Genomic DNA, 14,956 nt, shown 5'->3' on the forward strand with positions numbered 1-14,956 from the left:
GCCTTTAATTAGTAGAAATTCGCGCCTCCGGAGCCTCATATGGAAAATTTATATAACGTCCTCGGTGTCGCACCCAATGCCAGCGACGATGAAATCAAGAAGGTTTACCGTTCGCTGGCCATGCGCTTCCACCCCGACCGCAACCAGGCCCCCGGCGCCGAGGCGCGCTTCAAGAGCGTCACCAAGGCGTATGAAATCCTGGCCGACCCGGCCAAGCGCGCCGAATACGACCAGAGCGTGAACCACCGCATCATCATCGATCCGGAAGCGGAAGCGTATGCGCTGTGGTGCGGCGTGTTCCGTTTGCACGGCACAGTATTGCCTGCCGATTAAATCGATGCGGCCCGCATCAGCCGGCCAGAATTACTTGAAAAACAACAACGGCGCTGTTAATCCAGCGCCGCGCATCACATTGGAAAGCACAGCATGAGAAGAGTACACCCTGAATTCGCGTATCAGTCGCGCGAGCTGGAAGGCCAGATCGAAGGCATCCTCGGCGACCCGCCGAACCGCAAGAACTACAAAAGCATGGTCGACGCGCTGGTCGGCGAGTACGCGAGCGGCGGCGGCATCGAAGACGTGAACATGCTGGCCTTCGCGCTGGTCGACCACATCACGTTCAGCGACCCGAAAGGCTTGCTGGCCGAAAGCGAAGACTACGAGTTCGGCGACCCGGCCCGCGTGTTTTCCATGGCCGCCTGCGCCGCGCCGGAAGCGGCCAAGATGTACGCGGCCATCGAAGAGAGCTTCCCGGACCTGGCGCGCCAGGCCATCATCACGGCTTTCCTGCACAAGAATCCGCGCCTGTGGGACGACGACGACCAGTCGCTCGACCAACTGGCCGCCAATGACGACGGCGACGACGAGCACGACGAAGACGAAGCCACCGACGATTTCGCCCAGATGTTCGACCAGGATGGAGATGACCATGGCAGATAATGACAAGCAAAATGCGGAGCAAAAGAGCAATCTTCCCGCGCTGACCAAACAGGTCACGGAATTGGTGTTGTCCGGTTCGCTGGGCCACGCCGAGCAGGCGTTTGCCGACGCGGCCGACCAGTACGGCGACCTGGCCGTGGTGGAAGTGCTCAATGCCATCCCGCCGCAAGTGACGGCCCTGCACCTGGCCGGCTTTGACGGCGGCAAGATGTCGCTGGCAACCTTGCTGGTGCCGCCGAAAGCCTGGGCCGACAGCCTGGCCTTCATCGCCGCCACCTGGAGCGACGACCAGATCGAGGACGATCCGGAACGCATCGCCGAAGCGCTGTTCGCGCACATCCACGGCGTGGTGTTTTCCACCGACGACGCCGAGCGCCGCCGCGAGCTGCTGCTCGAAGCGTCCGCCACCGACTGGGGCGCCACGGCGTTTGCCATCCTGTTCTCGATGGCGCCGAAGGAAATCCTCGAAGTGGCGGGCGAAATCGTCATCAAGGGACCGTATGTGACGGGCGTGACTTCGTCCGACAACGACGTCGTGCCGCTGGCCATCGAGCTGGCGCAGGCGAATGAGGACGGCTGGGACCGCTCGCTGTTCGAGCTGTTCCCCGATTTCCGCCACAGCGCCGACCTGGCCGATGCCGAATACTCGGACGACCCGGACGAAGAGCCGACCATGTTGCAGCGTAGTACCAAGGAATTGCTGTACCGCCTGCGCAAGCAAGTGCCGAGCACGCGCAGCGCGCCACGTTCCAGCACGCGCCGCAGCCTGGGCACGGGCATTTTCTCGTGATGAAAGCAGGGAACGACTGATGCTGCCAGCAATTGTTGTAGAGAATCTTCCGCGCCTGGTGCGCGCCATCAAGCTGTTGCCGAACGACCCGCGCGAGGATGCGGCCCTGAACCTGGCCGACGAATTGACGGGCATCACGGCGATGGTGGCCGAGAAGTTCACGAATGAACGCACGGCCGACGGCATCCAGAAGGCGCTGTACCTGACGGTGGGCGGCGTGTCCCTGGGCCTGGAGCAGGCCGTCGCGCATGATGGCGACCAGGCCGCGCTCGATTTCCTCGTCGAGCACGGCGCCGAGCACGCGTTCCAGGTGGGCTTTCGCCTGATCAAGGAACTGTCGCAGCTGCCTGAAGACGCCCTCGTGGGCGAGTACGACCAGGACCCCGTGTACTTGCAGCGCCGCCTGCGCGAGCTGTTCATCGATATTTGCCAGGCCGACCCGAACCAGAACTGGGCCGGCTATGAAAAGTATGCGGTGCAGTTGCAGCAGCGCAAGGAAGTGCAAGCCGTCGTGCGCCTGGCCAGCTGGCTGCGCCGTCACCATGACAACGGCCCCGTCAGCGACAGCGACTTGAATGCCGAGGGCGTCATCGCGCTGGCCATCATCTTCGCCATCGAAGGCGGCGGGCGCGTCATCGCGCGCACGGGGCAGAAGGAGTTCGAGCGCTTCGTGCGTTCCGTGCGCAAGAACAAGCCCGACTTCGAGGAAGGCTGGGCCGCCCTGGTGGCCAAGGTACCCGTGCAGCACCATCCCGTGCTGCTCGACCGCATCGCTTCGTACCGCCGCAGCTGCACCGTGGTGCAGAAGATCCTCACGCGGGCCAGCATGAAAAGCCTGTTCGAGGACCTGGAAAACTATGCGGGTTCGGAGCTGGACGCGGATTATTCGTGATCGTTGATGTCGGATCACGGGGCAGCTTCGCCACCGCTAATCCGACCTACGCCGATGCGCGTCCTGTAGGTCGGCTTAGCTGCGGCACAGCCGCAGCGTAAGCCGACATTGCTGGCGTTGCATTGATGCATGCGATTGTCGGATTACGCCCTGCGGGCTAATCCGACCTACTGCTTTCCTTCCATGGCCGCTTCCTCGGCCAGCTTCACGAACGCCGCCACCTGCGGCGACGTCTCTTCTTCCCGTTGCGCCAATAGCAGGCTGGTCGTCGCCTGCGGGTCGGCGATGGGGCGGTAGCACACGCCATCCATGCGGATGCGGTCGAACGAGGCGGGCAGCACGGAAATGCCGCAGCCGGCCGCCACCAGGCCGATGATGGTCGACGCTTCTCCCGCTTCCTGCGCCACCTGGGGCACGAAGCCGGCCGCCTTGCACAGGCGGAAAATCTGCGGATAAATCCCCGTGCCCGCATTCTTGGGATACATGACAAAGCCTTCGCCTGCCATGTCGGCGATCGCGATGCTGCGCTTGGCCGCCAGCGCGTGGGCGACGGGCAAGACGAGGAACAGCGGGTCCTGGCGCAATTGCGTCAGGCGGACGTCGGCCGGGTAGGCCGTTTCCGGCGGGCGCACGAAGCCCAGGTCCATCGTCCTGTCCGAGATCGCTTCCAGCTGATGCAATGTCGCCATCTCGTGCAGGGTCAATGTGACGTGCGGAAAGAGCTGGCGGTAGCGGTTGATGACGGTAGCGAAATACGGCGTGAACGGCGTGGAAAACGTAAAGCCGATGCGCAGTTCGCCCGCTTCGCCCCGCTGCGCCCGGCGCGCCGTCACGGCCGCCTGTTCCGACAGGGCCAGGATGCGTCGCGCATCGTCGAGGAACAGCGTGCCCGCCTGCGTTAGCCGCACGGAGCGCTTGTTGCGCTCGAACAACTGCGCGCCCAGTTCCGCTTCCAGCGCCTGGATTTGCTGGCTCAGGGGCGGCTGGCCGATGTGCAGGCGCTCGGCCGCGCGCGTGAAGTGCAGCTCCTCGGCGACGGCGACGAAGTAACGCAGGTGGCGCAGTTCCATATTCGTCCAGTAATCGTTTTAAAGTATGAGTTGGGCCTTAAATATATATTGGACGATATGAGTTGGCAATCCTAAGATGAAAACTCGCTTCCTATCCGAAACACGGCCATGTCTGATTCATCGCTTGCCTTTTCCTCCGCTGCACCTTCCGCCATCCCGGTTCCTCCCGCTCCGGCACCCCGCACGGCCATCGCCAAGGGGTCCATCGAGTTCAAGCGCAGCAACCGCGCGCTGTTCTTCGGCGGCTTTTCCACCTTCAGCTTGCTGTATTGCATCCAGCCCCTGTTTCCGCTGCTGTCGCACCAGTTCCACCTGACGCCGGCGCAAAGCAGCTGGTCCTTGTCCGTGTCGAGCGGCTTGCTGGCCATCTCGCTGGTGCTGCTGAGCGCCGTCTCGGACCGGGTAGGCCGCAAGCCGCTGATGGTGGCGTCGATGTTTTCCGCCGCAATCTTGACCATCTTGTCCGCGTTCGCGCAGGACTATGCGCAGCTGCTGGCCATCCGCGCAGCGCTGGGCGTGGCCCTGGGCGGCATGCCGGCCGTGGCCATGGCCTACCTGGGCGAGGAAATCGAGGGTCCGTCGCTGGGCCTGTCGATGGGGCTGTATATTGCCGGCAGCGCGTTTGGCGGCATGTCGGGACGGCTGGTGGCGTCCATGCTCAGCGATTTCCTGTCGTGGCGCTGGGCCCTGGGCGTGCTGGGCGTGGCCGGCGTGCTGGCGGCGGCCGAGTTCTGGCGCAGCCTGCCTGCGTCGAAAAATTTCGTGCCCAGCACCAAGGGCTGGAATGCCTTGCCGCACGCCATCAAACAGCATTTTTCCGACCGGGGCTTGCCGTGGCTGTTCTGCCTGGCCTTCGTGCTGATGGGCTGTTTTGTCAGCCTGTATAACTACATCGGCTACCGCCTGCTGGCCGCGCCCTTCGGCTTGCGCCAGAGCACGGTCGGCTTGCTGGCCTTTTTGTACCTGATCGGCATCTTCAGCTCCGTCTGGGCGGGCCGCCTGGTGGACCGCCTGGGGCGCCGGGGCGTGCTGTGGATCATGCTGTCGGTGATGCTGTCCGGCATTTTGTTGACCCTGTTCGACTCGCTGCCGCTGATCGTCACGGGCATGGCGCTGGCCACCTTCGGCTTCTTTGCCTCGCACTCGATCGCCAGCAGCTGGGTCAGCCGCCGCGCCCGCGCGCCGCAGGCGCTGGCCTCGGCCTTTTATTTGCTGTTCTATTACCTGGGCTCCAGTCTGATCGGTTCCGCCTCGGGCATGATGTGGGGCTTCGACGGCTGGACCGGTGTCGTCGTCATGCTGGGCCTGTGCCTGGGCGGCGGCGTGCTGATCGCCCTGCGCCTGCGCCATCTGCAGCCGCTGGGCGCGCGCGAAGCAGTGGGCTGAGTCCGGCTATTTGGGACAGTTGCCGATCATCGTTTCGCCATTCTTGCCCGCGCGCGTGGTCACGCACAAGGTGCCAAGCGCGCTGGTGATTTTATAGGTGCGGCTGCCCTTGGCCGCATTCGCGCCCACCTCCTCGATTTTCGACGCTTCGTACCATTTCGGCGGCACGGCCGCGTAGGCTTCGGCAAAGCCTTGCTGCATGCGTTTGAAACCCGTGTCCTCGAATTTCTCCCCGCCCCGCTGCGGGAATTCCTTGCGCAACTCCTTGTCGATCTTGCCCACGTCGCGCTTGGCTTGCGCGAGGATATCGGCCGCGCTGGGCGGTGCGGCGAGCGTGACCGCTTCCGGCACTGCCGGTGCTGGCGCCTGCTCGACGGCGGGGGGCGGCAAGGGGCGGCTGATGGGGGCCGGCACAGGCAGGCGGGCCATGCGTGGGGCTGGCGGTTTGGCGCTGGGTAAAGGCAGGGGCTTGGGCGGCGCGGGCGCGGTGTAGCGCAGCCAGGTGATGGCGGGGCCCTGCGGCAGGTCGGCCTCCGTGATACTGGCGGGCCGCGACTGCACGAAGATATATGCCAGGCCCGCGTGCAGCAGGACGATCAGCAGCAGGCTGGGGGCACGGCGGGGCAGGGGCGGCAACGAGGTCATGGATGGCGTGGTGGTTCGGGTACGCCAATGTAGCTGAGGAATTTGATAATTATCTAAAATGTCACAAGCACTTACAAAAAAGTGCCACATGGAAATTTCAATGCCGTGGCGGACGGTGGGGAACCCGGGGCCGGCCTGACGATCCAACTCCAGATAGCATGGGAGGACATATCATGATGCAGGCAAAGGAAGTGGCACGGCGCTTTGGCGCCATCGAACACGCGATCGGCCAGGCGGCCCAGCTGTGCGGCAAGCAGCAGGGCATGCCCATGGACTTGAAAGATTGCATCAACCAGCTGGACCAGCAAAAGAATGCCGTGCGGCAAGCCATCGACACGCAAGACGATGCGCGCATCCGGCAAGCCGTCGACCAGATGGAATCGCTGGGTGACCGCGCCAAGCGGGCGTGCGGCACGGCGTCCAGCCTGACGCCGGAAATGAAAAGCGCCGTGCAGAAGGTCCACGATGAACTATCGGACCTGAAGCACCAGCTGCACTAGGCCTTGGCCCTTGCGCGTATTACATCTGGCGGAACAGATGGGCATACAAGGGGCTGACGCGCAGCTGCGCCGGATGCTGGCGCAGGGTCAGTGACAGCTTGCCCGCCTCGTCGCGCACGGCCGTGGCGATGGCGCCGGCATTGACGATGGTGCCCCGGTGAATTTGCCAGAACTGTTGCGGGTCCAGCTGGGGCAGCAATTCCTTCAGGCTCGTGCGTATCAGCGCTTCGCTATCGTGGCACACGACGTTGATGTATTTGTCCAGCGCTTCAAAATACACGACGTCGGCCAGGGCGATCATGCGCACGCTGTTGCCGACGGCCGCCCGTATCATTTGCAGGCGGGGGGCGGGCGGCAGCATCGCTTGCAGCTGGGCCAGCAGGCGGGCCATGTTGTCGTCGCCGGCGGCGATGCCTGCCGCGTTCGCCTGGACTGCCGCTGATGCTGATGCTGGCAATGCCGACGACGCCGGCGACGCCGATGTTGCGGCGCTTGCCGTCGCGGCGGGCGGCGTGCCGGCACTGTCGCGCAAGCGCTGCTGCAGGCGTTCCACTGTCTTGCCCAGGCGCGCATCGTTGACGGGTTTCAAGACGTAGTCGGCAGCAGCCTGCTCGAAGGCGGCCAGTGCGTATTCGTCGTACGCAGTGACAAACACGATGTGGGGGAAGGGCACGCCTTCGGGCCACTGTTCGGCAAGTTCTTCGGCCGCTTCCAGGCCCGTCTTGCCTGGCATTTTGATGTCGAGAAAGAGTATGTCGGGCTGCAGCGCCAGGCCTTGCCGCAATGCATCCACGCCGTTGGGGCAGGTGGCAACAATGTCGAGCTCGGGCCACAGCCGCTGCAAGGCGTGGGCGAGGGCGGCGGCGAGTATCGGTTCGTCTTCGGCGATCAGGGCGCGTGGTGCGCGTGCGGTGTGCTGGCTCATGCGAGTGGACTCGTGGTGGTGGGTGGAAGGGGAAGTGTCAGGCGGGCGGTGGCGCCTGCCGGATGGTTGGCGGCCAGCGACAGGCTGGCGGCATCGCCATGCATGCCGTGCAGGCGTTCGCGGATATTCGCCACGCCCAGGTGCGTGCCCTTGGTCTGGCCCGGATGGTCGAGGCCCAGGCCATCGTCGCTGACGGTCAGGGTCAGCACGCCGCCGTCCGTGGACGCTTGCACATGGATGTGGCCGCCTTCGATCTTCGGTTCCAGGCCGTGCTGGATGGCGTTTTCCACCAGCGGCTGCAACAGCATGGGCGGCACCTTGATCTGGCGCAAGGCCTCGGGCAAGTCCAGCGCATAGCTGAGGCGCGCGCCCATGCGGATGGACATCAGGCCCAGGTAGGCTTGCATCAGGGAAAACTCCTGCTCCAGGGTGGTGGAGTCGGCACGCGAGGAGGACAGGGTGGCGCGCAAATACTGGATCAGCTGGTCGAGCAGCAACTGGGCGCGGTCCGGGTCAAAGCTGATCAGGCCCTGCAGGTTGGCCAGGGTATTGAACAGCATGTGCGGTTCGATCTGCGCCTGCAGCAGCTGCAGCTGGGCCTGCATAGCCTGGCGCGCAACGGATTCGGCGCGGGCCTTTTCCTGGGCTGCCGCCATTTGTAGACGGGCAATCTTTTCGCGGCTGGAGAAAAACAGCACGGCGCCGCCCGTGGCCAGCAGGGTGAATACGAGCGTGCCCATCATCTGCGAGGGCAGCAGGTTTTCGAAGCCGCCCACGTCCACGCCCGTCAGCCAGCTGAACAGGGTCAAGCCCAGGATTTGCGCCACGGGCACGGAAATCAGGATGATGAGCATGAAAGGCAGGAATCTGGGCCGCTGGCCTTCGCCCCACAGGGTCAGGCGCATGCCGTCGATGAGCAGGAAGGCAATCGTGCCGATGCACATCGAGGCGATCAGGTTTTGGCCAAAATGGCTGCCCGGATTGAGGATGAAGGTAATGACCAGCGCGCAGATCACGTTCAGCGCCAGCGCATAGCGCGCGTCGGGCAGCATGCGGTAATAGGGCGAGCGGCGCTTGGCGGGGGCATCGGCGGATGGGACGTCGGGTTTCATGTAGTTGTCTGCTGGTAACGATGAGGCATTGTGTGCCAGCGCAGGCCAGGGCGCAACCGGGCTGCGACGAAACGGCCCGGGCGCGTCGCCATTCGCCGCGGCACGTCGCCAAACGGGCCGCTTTACTTTTCAGGGCGGGCACGCAATAGTATGGCAAGACAGTCTTGTATCCATGGAGTTGTTATAAAGGAACATCATGTGGCCCTATCCACGCACCCTGGCGCACCGCGGCGGCGGCACCCTGGCACCTGAAAACACCCTGGCCGCCCTGCGCTGTGGCCTCGCCTACGGCTACCGCGCCGTGGAGTTCGACGTCATGCTGGCCGCCGATGGCGTGCCCGTCGTCGTGCACGACCCCGAACTGGGGCGCACCGTGGCCGGCAGCGGCCATGTCAGCGATTACACGGCCGCGCAGCTGGGGGCGATGGACGCGGGTGCCTGGTTCGGCCCCGCTTTCGCGGGCGAGGGCGTGCCCACGTTTGACGCCGTCGTCAGCTATTGCAAGGCGCAGCGCATCTGGATGAATATTGAAATCAAGCCCGCGCCCGGCTTTGACGTGGCCACGGGCGAAACGGTGGCGCGGGCCACGCGCGAGCATTTTGCGCAGGAAATTGCGGCAGGAGAAGTATTGCCGCTGCTGTCGTCGTTCAGCATCGAAGCCTTGCAGGCGGCGCGCGAGGCGGCGCCGGAACTGGCGCGGGGCTGGCTGGTCGAACAGATACCGGATGGATGGGCGCGGACGGCCCGCGAACTGGGCGTGGTGGCGCTCCATTGCGACCACCAGCAACTGACGCGCGCGCTTGCGCTGGAAGTCAAAGAGGAAGGATTGGGACTGTTCTGCTACACCGTCAACACGCCCGAGCGGGCCAGCGAGCTGCTGGCCTGGGGCGTGGACGGTTTTTGCACGGACAGGATCGATCTGATCAAGGCTAGCTGACAAGCTCTCGGTTTAATCTCACCGCAATCTCACCGTAGTCTCAGCTTCACTCAGCTTCACAGCGCCTGACAGAAGCGTAGCGAGCGGAAGTGAGCGGAAATGAGATACGGCCGAGAAGCGCAGCTGTGCTGTAGCACAGCGAGCATTGCAGGCCGGAACTCCGGGGTCAGACCCGTCGGGTCTGACCCCAGCAGTTCGAGGTCGGGTTACGCGCTTTGCGCTAACCCGACCTACGAAACAGCTTAGAACGTGACGCGCATCCCAACCGTCAAATTACGTCCCGTCAACGGCGCCGCATTCTTGATGAACGAGGTGTGGCTGTACGCCAGTTCATTCGTCAGGTTGTTCGCCTTGATGTAGAACTGGGCTGGCGTGGTGCCGATGCGCGTGTCGTAGTTGGCGGACAGGTTCAGCATGTTGTAGCCCGGCGTTGCCGTTTCGAATGCTGCCACTTTATCCTGCTTGCCCACGCGGTAGAACTCGGCCACGCCGCTCCACGCCTGCCAGTTGGCATCGACCTTCACGCCCACGCGCTGGGCCGGGATGCGCGGCAAATTGCCGCCGCCGTCGGCCAGCTTGGCCCGCACGTAGTCGCCGAACACGCTGGCGCCGAACATGGGGTTCAATTGCTGGCGGATCTGGCCTTCCACGCCCGTGAAGGTCGCGTCGCGCTGGGCGTACTGGATCAGCTGGAAGCCTTCGTGGCTGTCCAGCGTGCTGCCGAAGATGTAATTGTCCACCTTGTTGCGGTAGGCGCTGGCCGAGAAGGTCGTGGCGCCCGCATATTTGCGCAAGGTCAAGTCGATATTGTTCGACGTTTCCTTGCCCAGGTTTTGATTGCCCAGCTCATACGTGGCCGTGGCCATGTGCACGCCGTGCGCATACAGTTCCTCTGCGCTGGGCAGGCGGTGCGTGCGCGAAATGGTCGAACCCAGCGAGTACTGGGGCGCGAATTTCCACACGGCGCCCAGCGACACCGACGTGCCTTTGGCGCTGCGGTCCTGCAAGGTGGCGCTGTCGACCGTGATGTCTTGCCATTCGTGGCGCAAGCCCGCCTCGAAGCGCCATTGGTCCAGCTTGTATTCCTCGACCAGGAAAGCCGCGTGTTTCTTCGTGACCGTCGGCGCCACGTACGCTTCCTCGCCCAGGGCGGAGAAATCGCGCTTCGACGTTTGCAGGCCTACCACGCCGCGCCAGCCGAACAGGGGATGGTGTTCCATTTCCAGGCGCGCATCGTGGCCCTTGTTCTTGAAGGTGGTGGCGATTTCCGTGCCTTCGATTTCATCGTGCTTGTAGTCGGTGAACGCGGCGCGCAGGCGCAGCTTGGCAAAGCCGGGCACGGGGTCGCGCAATTCGCCGCGCACGTCCCAGCGTTCGCTTTTCAGTTTCACGTACGGCACGCTGCCGTGTTCGTGGTCATGGTCGTGCTCTTCTTCATCGCCGTGGTCGTGGCCTTCATGGCCGCCGCAGTGCAGATGCGTGCCGTGCGGGTGGCAGCTTTCAAATTCATGGTTGTGGCCAGGCAAGCCGTATTCCGCGTGCTGGCTCGTGAAGGCCAGGCCCAGGAAGCCGCGCGCTCCCACCCACGACACGCCCACGCTGCCCGTGTCCGTCTTGTTGTAGCTGCCGGCCACTGTCGAGCCGCCTTCCCAGCCGCTGCCGACCTTGTATTCCTTTGCATCGCGCTTGACGCCTTCCGCGTGGAAGGCGATGTTGCCGGAGCCGCCCGTCACTTCAAAGGCGCCCGCCTTTTCGCGCGCGGCCGAGTTGGCGCGCACTTCCGCGCTGCCTTCAAAACCCTTGGCCGGCACGCGCGTGGGGATTTTCTTGTCGATCACATTGACGACGCCACCCACGGCGCCGCCGCCGTAGGCCAGCGCGGACGGGCCGCGCAGCACTTCGATCTGTTCCGATAGCATGGGTTCGGCCGCGACGGCATGGTCGGGGCTGATGGTCGATGCATCCTGCACTTCGGCGCCGTCGGACAGCACCTTGACGCGCGGACCATCCATGCCGCGGATGATGGGGCGGCTGGCGCCAGCGCCGAAATGGCTGGACGTGATGCCGGGCTGGCCGGCCAGGGTTTCGCCCAGGGTTGCTTCGCGGGCGCGCACCAGTTCCTCGCCTTCCAGCACGGTCACGGGCGTGCTCATGTCGTCGCTGCCCAGGGCCAGGGCGCTGGCCGAGACGGTGACGGCGGGCAAGGTGGTCGCCTGTTGCGCCAGTGCGCTGGCAGGGGCGGCAAAGGCCAGCATGATGGCCAGCGCGAGGGGAGTCGGTTGTTGAGGACGGACGGACATGGGCAAGAATTCCTTATTCGCTATCGGTGTTTGCGGGGCTGGGGCAGGCCATTGCCGGATGGGGTGGCTGCCAGAAGATGATAATGATAACCCATTATCATTACTGTGTGACAGTTTTTCCGGGCAGGGGAAGAGGGCGGATGGTGTATTCTGTCGGCTATGGAACGCACAACACGTCAAAAAACCGCTATTCAAGCCGCCATCGAGTCGGCCCAGCGCCCCCTGTCGGCGCAGGAAATCCTCGAACAGGCCAGCTTGCAGGTGACGCAGCTGGGCATCGCCACCGTTTACCGCAACTTGAAATCGCTGGTGCTGGAAGAAAAGGTGCACGTGGTGACCTTGCCGGGCGAAAACCCGCGCTATGAGTCGAACACGGCCGCCAATCACCACCACCACCATTTCCAGTGCACCACGTGCCAGCGTGTGTTCGACGTGCATGATTGCCCGGGCGACTTGAAGCGCATGGCGCCGCAGGGTTTTGTCGTCGAGCGCCACGAACTGACCCTGTACGGCCGCTGCGCCGACTGCAATGCGGCTGCCTGCGCCAGCGCGGCTTCCGCTGCGGCCAAGGGCACGCCGGCACCGCACGCCTGCGCCAGCCACCACGACCCGGCCTGAACGGGCAGGGCGGCACCGGTGGGCAGGCTTGCAACAATGCCCGTGCCCGGCGCCAATTCCCGTACCCATATCACGTATAATCTTTCCTTTAAAGCTGCCGCCACTCTTTGTCAAAAAAACATGAAATCATCTGAAATCCGCGACAAGTTCCTGAAATTTTTCGAGTCCAAGGGCCATTCCATCGTCCGTTCCAGCTCCCTGGTGCCAGGCAACGATCCGACCTTGCTGTTGACGAACAGCGGCATGGTGCAATTCAAGGATGTGTTTACGGGCACGGACAGCCGTCCGTACACGCGTGCCACGTCCGTGCAGCGCTGCGTGCGCGCCGGCGGCAAGCACAACGATCTGGAAAACGTCGGCTACACGGCGCGCCACCACACCTTCTTTGAAATGCTGGGCAACTTCAGCTTCGGCGACTATTTCAAGCGCGACGCGATTCAATATGCGTGGGAACTGCTGACCAAGGTGTATGGCTTGCCGGCTGAAAAACTGACGGTCACCGTGTACATCGAAGATGACGAAGCGTACGACATCTGGGCAAAGGAAATCGGCGTGCCCGTCGAGCGCATCATCCGCATCGGCGACAACAAGGGTTCGCGTTACGCGTCCGACAATTTCTGGCAGATGGCGGACACGGGCCCATGCGGTCCGTGCACGGAAATCTTCTACGACCACGGCGCCGAGATCCCTGGCGGCCCGCCGGGCTCGCCTGACGAAGACGGCGACCGCTTCATTGAAATCTGGAACCTCGTGTTCATGCAGTTCAACCGCGACGAAGCGGGCGTCATGCACAAGTTGCCGAAGCCATGCGTCGACACGGGCATGGGCATGGAGCGCCTGGCCGCCGTGCTGCAGCACGTGCATTCGAACTATGAAATCGACCTGTTCCAGCACCTGATCAAGGCCGCCGCGCGCGAAACGGGCGCCACCGACCTGGAAAACAAGTCGCTGCGCGTGATCGCCGACCACATCCGCGCCGCCGCCTTCATGATCGTCGACGGCATCATTCCGGGCAGCGAAGGCCGCGCCTATGTCCTGCGCCGCATCATCCGCCGCGCCCTGCGCCATGGCCACAAGCTGGGCCAGACGAAACCGTTCTTCTACAAGCTGGTGGCCGATCTGGCCATCGAGATGGGCGGCGCCTATCCCGAGCTGGAAGAAGCCAAGGACAACGTCGCCAACATGCTGAAAGCCGAGGAAGAGCGTTTCGGCGAAACCCTGGAAACGGGCATGAAAGTGCTGGAAGCGCAGCTGGCCAAGGATGCCACGGGCATCGACGGCGCCACCGCCTTCACCCTGTACGAAACCTACGGCTTCCCGCCGGACCTGACGGCCGACATCTGCCGCGAGCGCGACATCAGCTTCGACCAGGCCGGCTACGACGCGGCCCTGAAGGAAAGCCAGGAACTGTCGCGCAAGGGCGGCAAGACGCACAAGGACAGCAAGGTCGAGTACACGGGCGAGAAAAACACCTTCGTCGGCTACGATCAATTGACGTTCAGCAGCAAGGTCGTCGCGCTGTACGCGGCCGGCACGCCCGTGCAGGAACTCAAGGCCGGTGAAGCGGGCATCGTCGTGCTCGACACGACGCCGTTCTATGCGGAATCGGGCGGCCAGGTGGGCGACCAGGGCGTGATCGCCTCGGGCGCGGGCACGTTTGCCGTCAGCGACACCCTGAAGATCCAGGCTGACGTCTTCGGCCACCACGGCGTGCTCGAGTCGGGCGTGCTGAAGGTGGGCGACGCCGTCTCGGCCGAAGTGGACACGGCCAAGCGCGCGCGCACCATCCGCAACCATTCGGCCACGCACTTGATGCACAAGGCCTTGCGCGAAGTGCTGGGCAGCCACGTGGCGCAAAAGGGCTCGCTCGTCGATCCGGACAAGACCCGTTTCGACTTCAGCCACAATGCACCGATGACGGCCGAGCAGATCGCCGCCGTGGAAACCATCGTCAATAAAGAGATCCTGGAAAACCGCGCCACGCAGGCGCACCTGATGTCGTTTGACGATGCCGTCAAGCATGGCGCGATGGCCCTGTTCGGCGAGAAATACGGCGACGAAGTGCGCGTGCTCGACATCGGCAGCTCGAAAGAGCTGTGCGGCGGCGTCCACGTGCAGCGCACGGGCGATATCGGCCTGTTCAAGATCATCGGCGAAAGCGGCGTGGCCGCCGGTATCCGCCGCGTGGAAGCGGTGACGGGCGAGGGCGCGCTGGCGCTGGTGCAGACCATCAACCGCCGCCTGGTCGAGGCAGCCAGCGCGCTGAAAGCGCAGCCGGAAGAACTGACGGCCCGCATCGTCCAGGTGCAGGACCACGTGAAGGCGCTGGAGAAGGAACTGGCCGCGCTGAAATCGAAACTGGCGTCGGGCCAGGGCGATGAACTGGTCACGCAGGCTGTCGACGTCAACGGCATCAAGGTGCTCGCTGCCGTGCTGGACGGCGCCGACGTGGCCCGCTTGCGCGAAACCATGGACAAGCTGAAGGACAAGCTGAAAACGGCTGCCATCGTGCTGGCCAGCGTGGCTGACGGCAAGGTCAGCCTGATCGCCGGCGTGACGGCGGACGCTACTTCCAAGGTCAAAGCGGGCGAGCTGGTGAACTTCGTTGCACAGCAAGTGGGCGGAAAAGGCGGCGGACGCCCCGATATGGCGCAGGCCGGCGGCACGGATCCGAGCGGTCTGGCGAACGCCCTGGCCGGTGTGCCGGCCTGGGTGGGCGAACGCGCGAAATAAGGCGTAAGCTAGCAGGCATGCGGGGTTTTCGCCCCACGGCCTCTTGAAAACGGCCCGCAGACGGTGTTTGCGGGCCGTTATTTCTTTTTGAATCCCGTTGTGACACCAC

Annotated in this window: 14 protein-coding genes; 9 read left to right on the forward strand and 5 right to left on the reverse strand. The window is 63.9% G+C overall.

Features of this window, described 5'->3' with window-relative positions; genetic code table 11:
* The first annotated feature begins 39 nt into the window (after nucleotides 1-39).
* The 4 genes from VPH41_RS24565 (at nucleotide 40) to VPH41_RS24580 (ending at nucleotide 2,621) form a co-directional block, all read left to right on the forward strand.
* Complete coding sequence (locus VPH41_RS24565; RefSeq protein ID WP_010395442.1) at nucleotides 40-333, forward strand: DnaJ domain-containing protein; 294 nt, start codon at nucleotides 40-42, stop codon at nucleotides 331-333.
* Between the two features lie 93 nt (nucleotides 334-426).
* Nucleotides 427-939 (forward strand): hypothetical protein, encoded by a 513-nt coding sequence (locus VPH41_RS24570; protein WP_152257247.1) that lies wholly within the window; start codon nucleotides 427-429, stop codon nucleotides 937-939.
* Nucleotides 929-1,729, forward strand: coding sequence for a hypothetical protein (locus VPH41_RS24575; protein ID WP_152283582.1), 801 nt, complete (start codon nucleotides 929-931; stop codon nucleotides 1,727-1,729). Before VPH41_RS24570 ends, VPH41_RS24575 begins: the two co-directional genes overlap by 11 nt.
* A 19-nt stretch (nucleotides 1,730-1,748) precedes the next feature.
* Entirely contained in the window at nucleotides 1,749-2,621 is an 873-nt protein-coding gene (locus VPH41_RS24580) for a hypothetical protein (protein ID WP_152283583.1), read from the forward strand.
* A 167-nt stretch (nucleotides 2,622-2,788) separates the two neighbouring features.
* Here VPH41_RS24580 and VPH41_RS24585 read toward each other — a convergent pair whose 3' ends face one another.
* Nucleotides 2,789-3,691, reverse strand: a complete 903-nt coding sequence (locus VPH41_RS24585; protein ID WP_287775719.1) for a LysR family transcriptional regulator — start codon at nucleotides 3,689-3,691, stop codon at nucleotides 2,789-2,791.
* Nucleotides 3,692-3,799: 108 nt separating this feature from the next.
* Between VPH41_RS24585 and VPH41_RS24590 the strand changes: the two genes are divergently transcribed.
* Nucleotides 3,800-5,077, forward strand: coding sequence for an MFS transporter (locus VPH41_RS24590; protein ID WP_328571817.1), 1,278 nt, complete (start codon nucleotides 3,800-3,802; stop codon nucleotides 5,075-5,077).
* A 6-nt stretch (nucleotides 5,078-5,083) separates the two neighbouring features.
* On the opposite strand, the gene VPH41_RS24595 is transcribed toward VPH41_RS24590, so the two are convergent.
* Entirely contained in the window at nucleotides 5,084-5,722 is a 639-nt protein-coding gene (locus VPH41_RS24595) for a hypothetical protein (RefSeq protein WP_328571818.1), read from the reverse strand.
* A 173-nt stretch (nucleotides 5,723-5,895) separates the two neighbouring features.
* Between VPH41_RS24595 and VPH41_RS24600 the strand changes: the two genes are divergently transcribed.
* The gene (locus tag VPH41_RS24600; protein ID WP_328571819.1) at nucleotides 5,896-6,222 is read left to right on the forward strand and encodes a hypothetical protein; all 327 of its coding nucleotides are present in this window, start codon (nucleotides 5,896-5,898) and stop codon (nucleotides 6,220-6,222) included.
* A gap of 19 nt (nucleotides 6,223-6,241) precedes the next feature.
* Here VPH41_RS24600 and VPH41_RS24605 read toward each other — a convergent pair whose 3' ends face one another.
* Together VPH41_RS24605 and VPH41_RS24610 are read right to left on the reverse strand one after the other, a co-directional pair.
* Entirely contained in the window at nucleotides 6,242-7,147 is a 906-nt protein-coding gene (locus VPH41_RS24605) for a LytR/AlgR family response regulator transcription factor (protein ID WP_328571820.1), read from the reverse strand.
* Nucleotides 7,144-8,259, reverse strand: a complete 1,116-nt coding sequence (locus tag VPH41_RS24610) for a sensor histidine kinase (RefSeq protein ID WP_328571821.1) — start codon at nucleotides 8,257-8,259, stop codon at nucleotides 7,144-7,146. Before VPH41_RS24610 ends, VPH41_RS24605 begins: the two co-directional genes overlap by 4 nt.
* Nucleotides 8,260-8,455: 196 nt before the next feature.
* On the opposite strand from VPH41_RS24610, the gene ugpQ reads away from it, so the two are divergent.
* Nucleotides 8,456-9,196 (forward strand): glycerophosphodiester phosphodiesterase, encoded by a 741-nt coding sequence (gene ugpQ / locus VPH41_RS24615; RefSeq protein ID WP_328571822.1) that lies wholly within the window; start codon nucleotides 8,456-8,458, stop codon nucleotides 9,194-9,196.
* A gap of 242 nt (nucleotides 9,197-9,438) precedes the next feature.
* Here the strand turns inward: ugpQ and VPH41_RS24620 are convergent, their stop codons facing one another.
* The gene (locus VPH41_RS24620; RefSeq protein ID WP_328571823.1) at nucleotides 9,439-11,496 is read right to left on the reverse strand and encodes a TonB-dependent receptor domain-containing protein; all 2,058 of its coding nucleotides are present in this window, start codon (nucleotides 11,494-11,496) and stop codon (nucleotides 9,439-9,441) included.
* A 159-nt stretch (nucleotides 11,497-11,655) separates the two neighbouring features.
* Here VPH41_RS24620 and VPH41_RS24625 point away from each other — a divergent pair, with 159 nt between their 5' ends.
* On the forward strand, nucleotides 11,656-12,114 hold the full coding sequence (locus VPH41_RS24625) for a Fur family transcriptional regulator (protein ID WP_328571824.1): 459 nt from the start codon (nucleotides 11,656-11,658) through the stop codon (nucleotides 12,112-12,114).
* A gap of 120 nt (nucleotides 12,115-12,234) precedes the next feature.
* A complete protein-coding gene (gene alaS, locus VPH41_RS24630; RefSeq protein ID WP_328571825.1) occupies nucleotides 12,235-14,847 on the forward strand; it encodes an alanine--tRNA ligase in 2,613 nt (870 codons plus the stop codon).
* Nucleotides 14,848-14,956 lie beyond the last annotated feature (109 nt).

It is taken from the genome of Janthinobacterium sp. P210006 (assembly GCF_036231885.1).
Taxonomy (GTDB): domain Bacteria; phylum Pseudomonadota; class Gammaproteobacteria; order Burkholderiales; family Burkholderiaceae_D; genus Janthinobacterium; species Janthinobacterium violaceinigrum.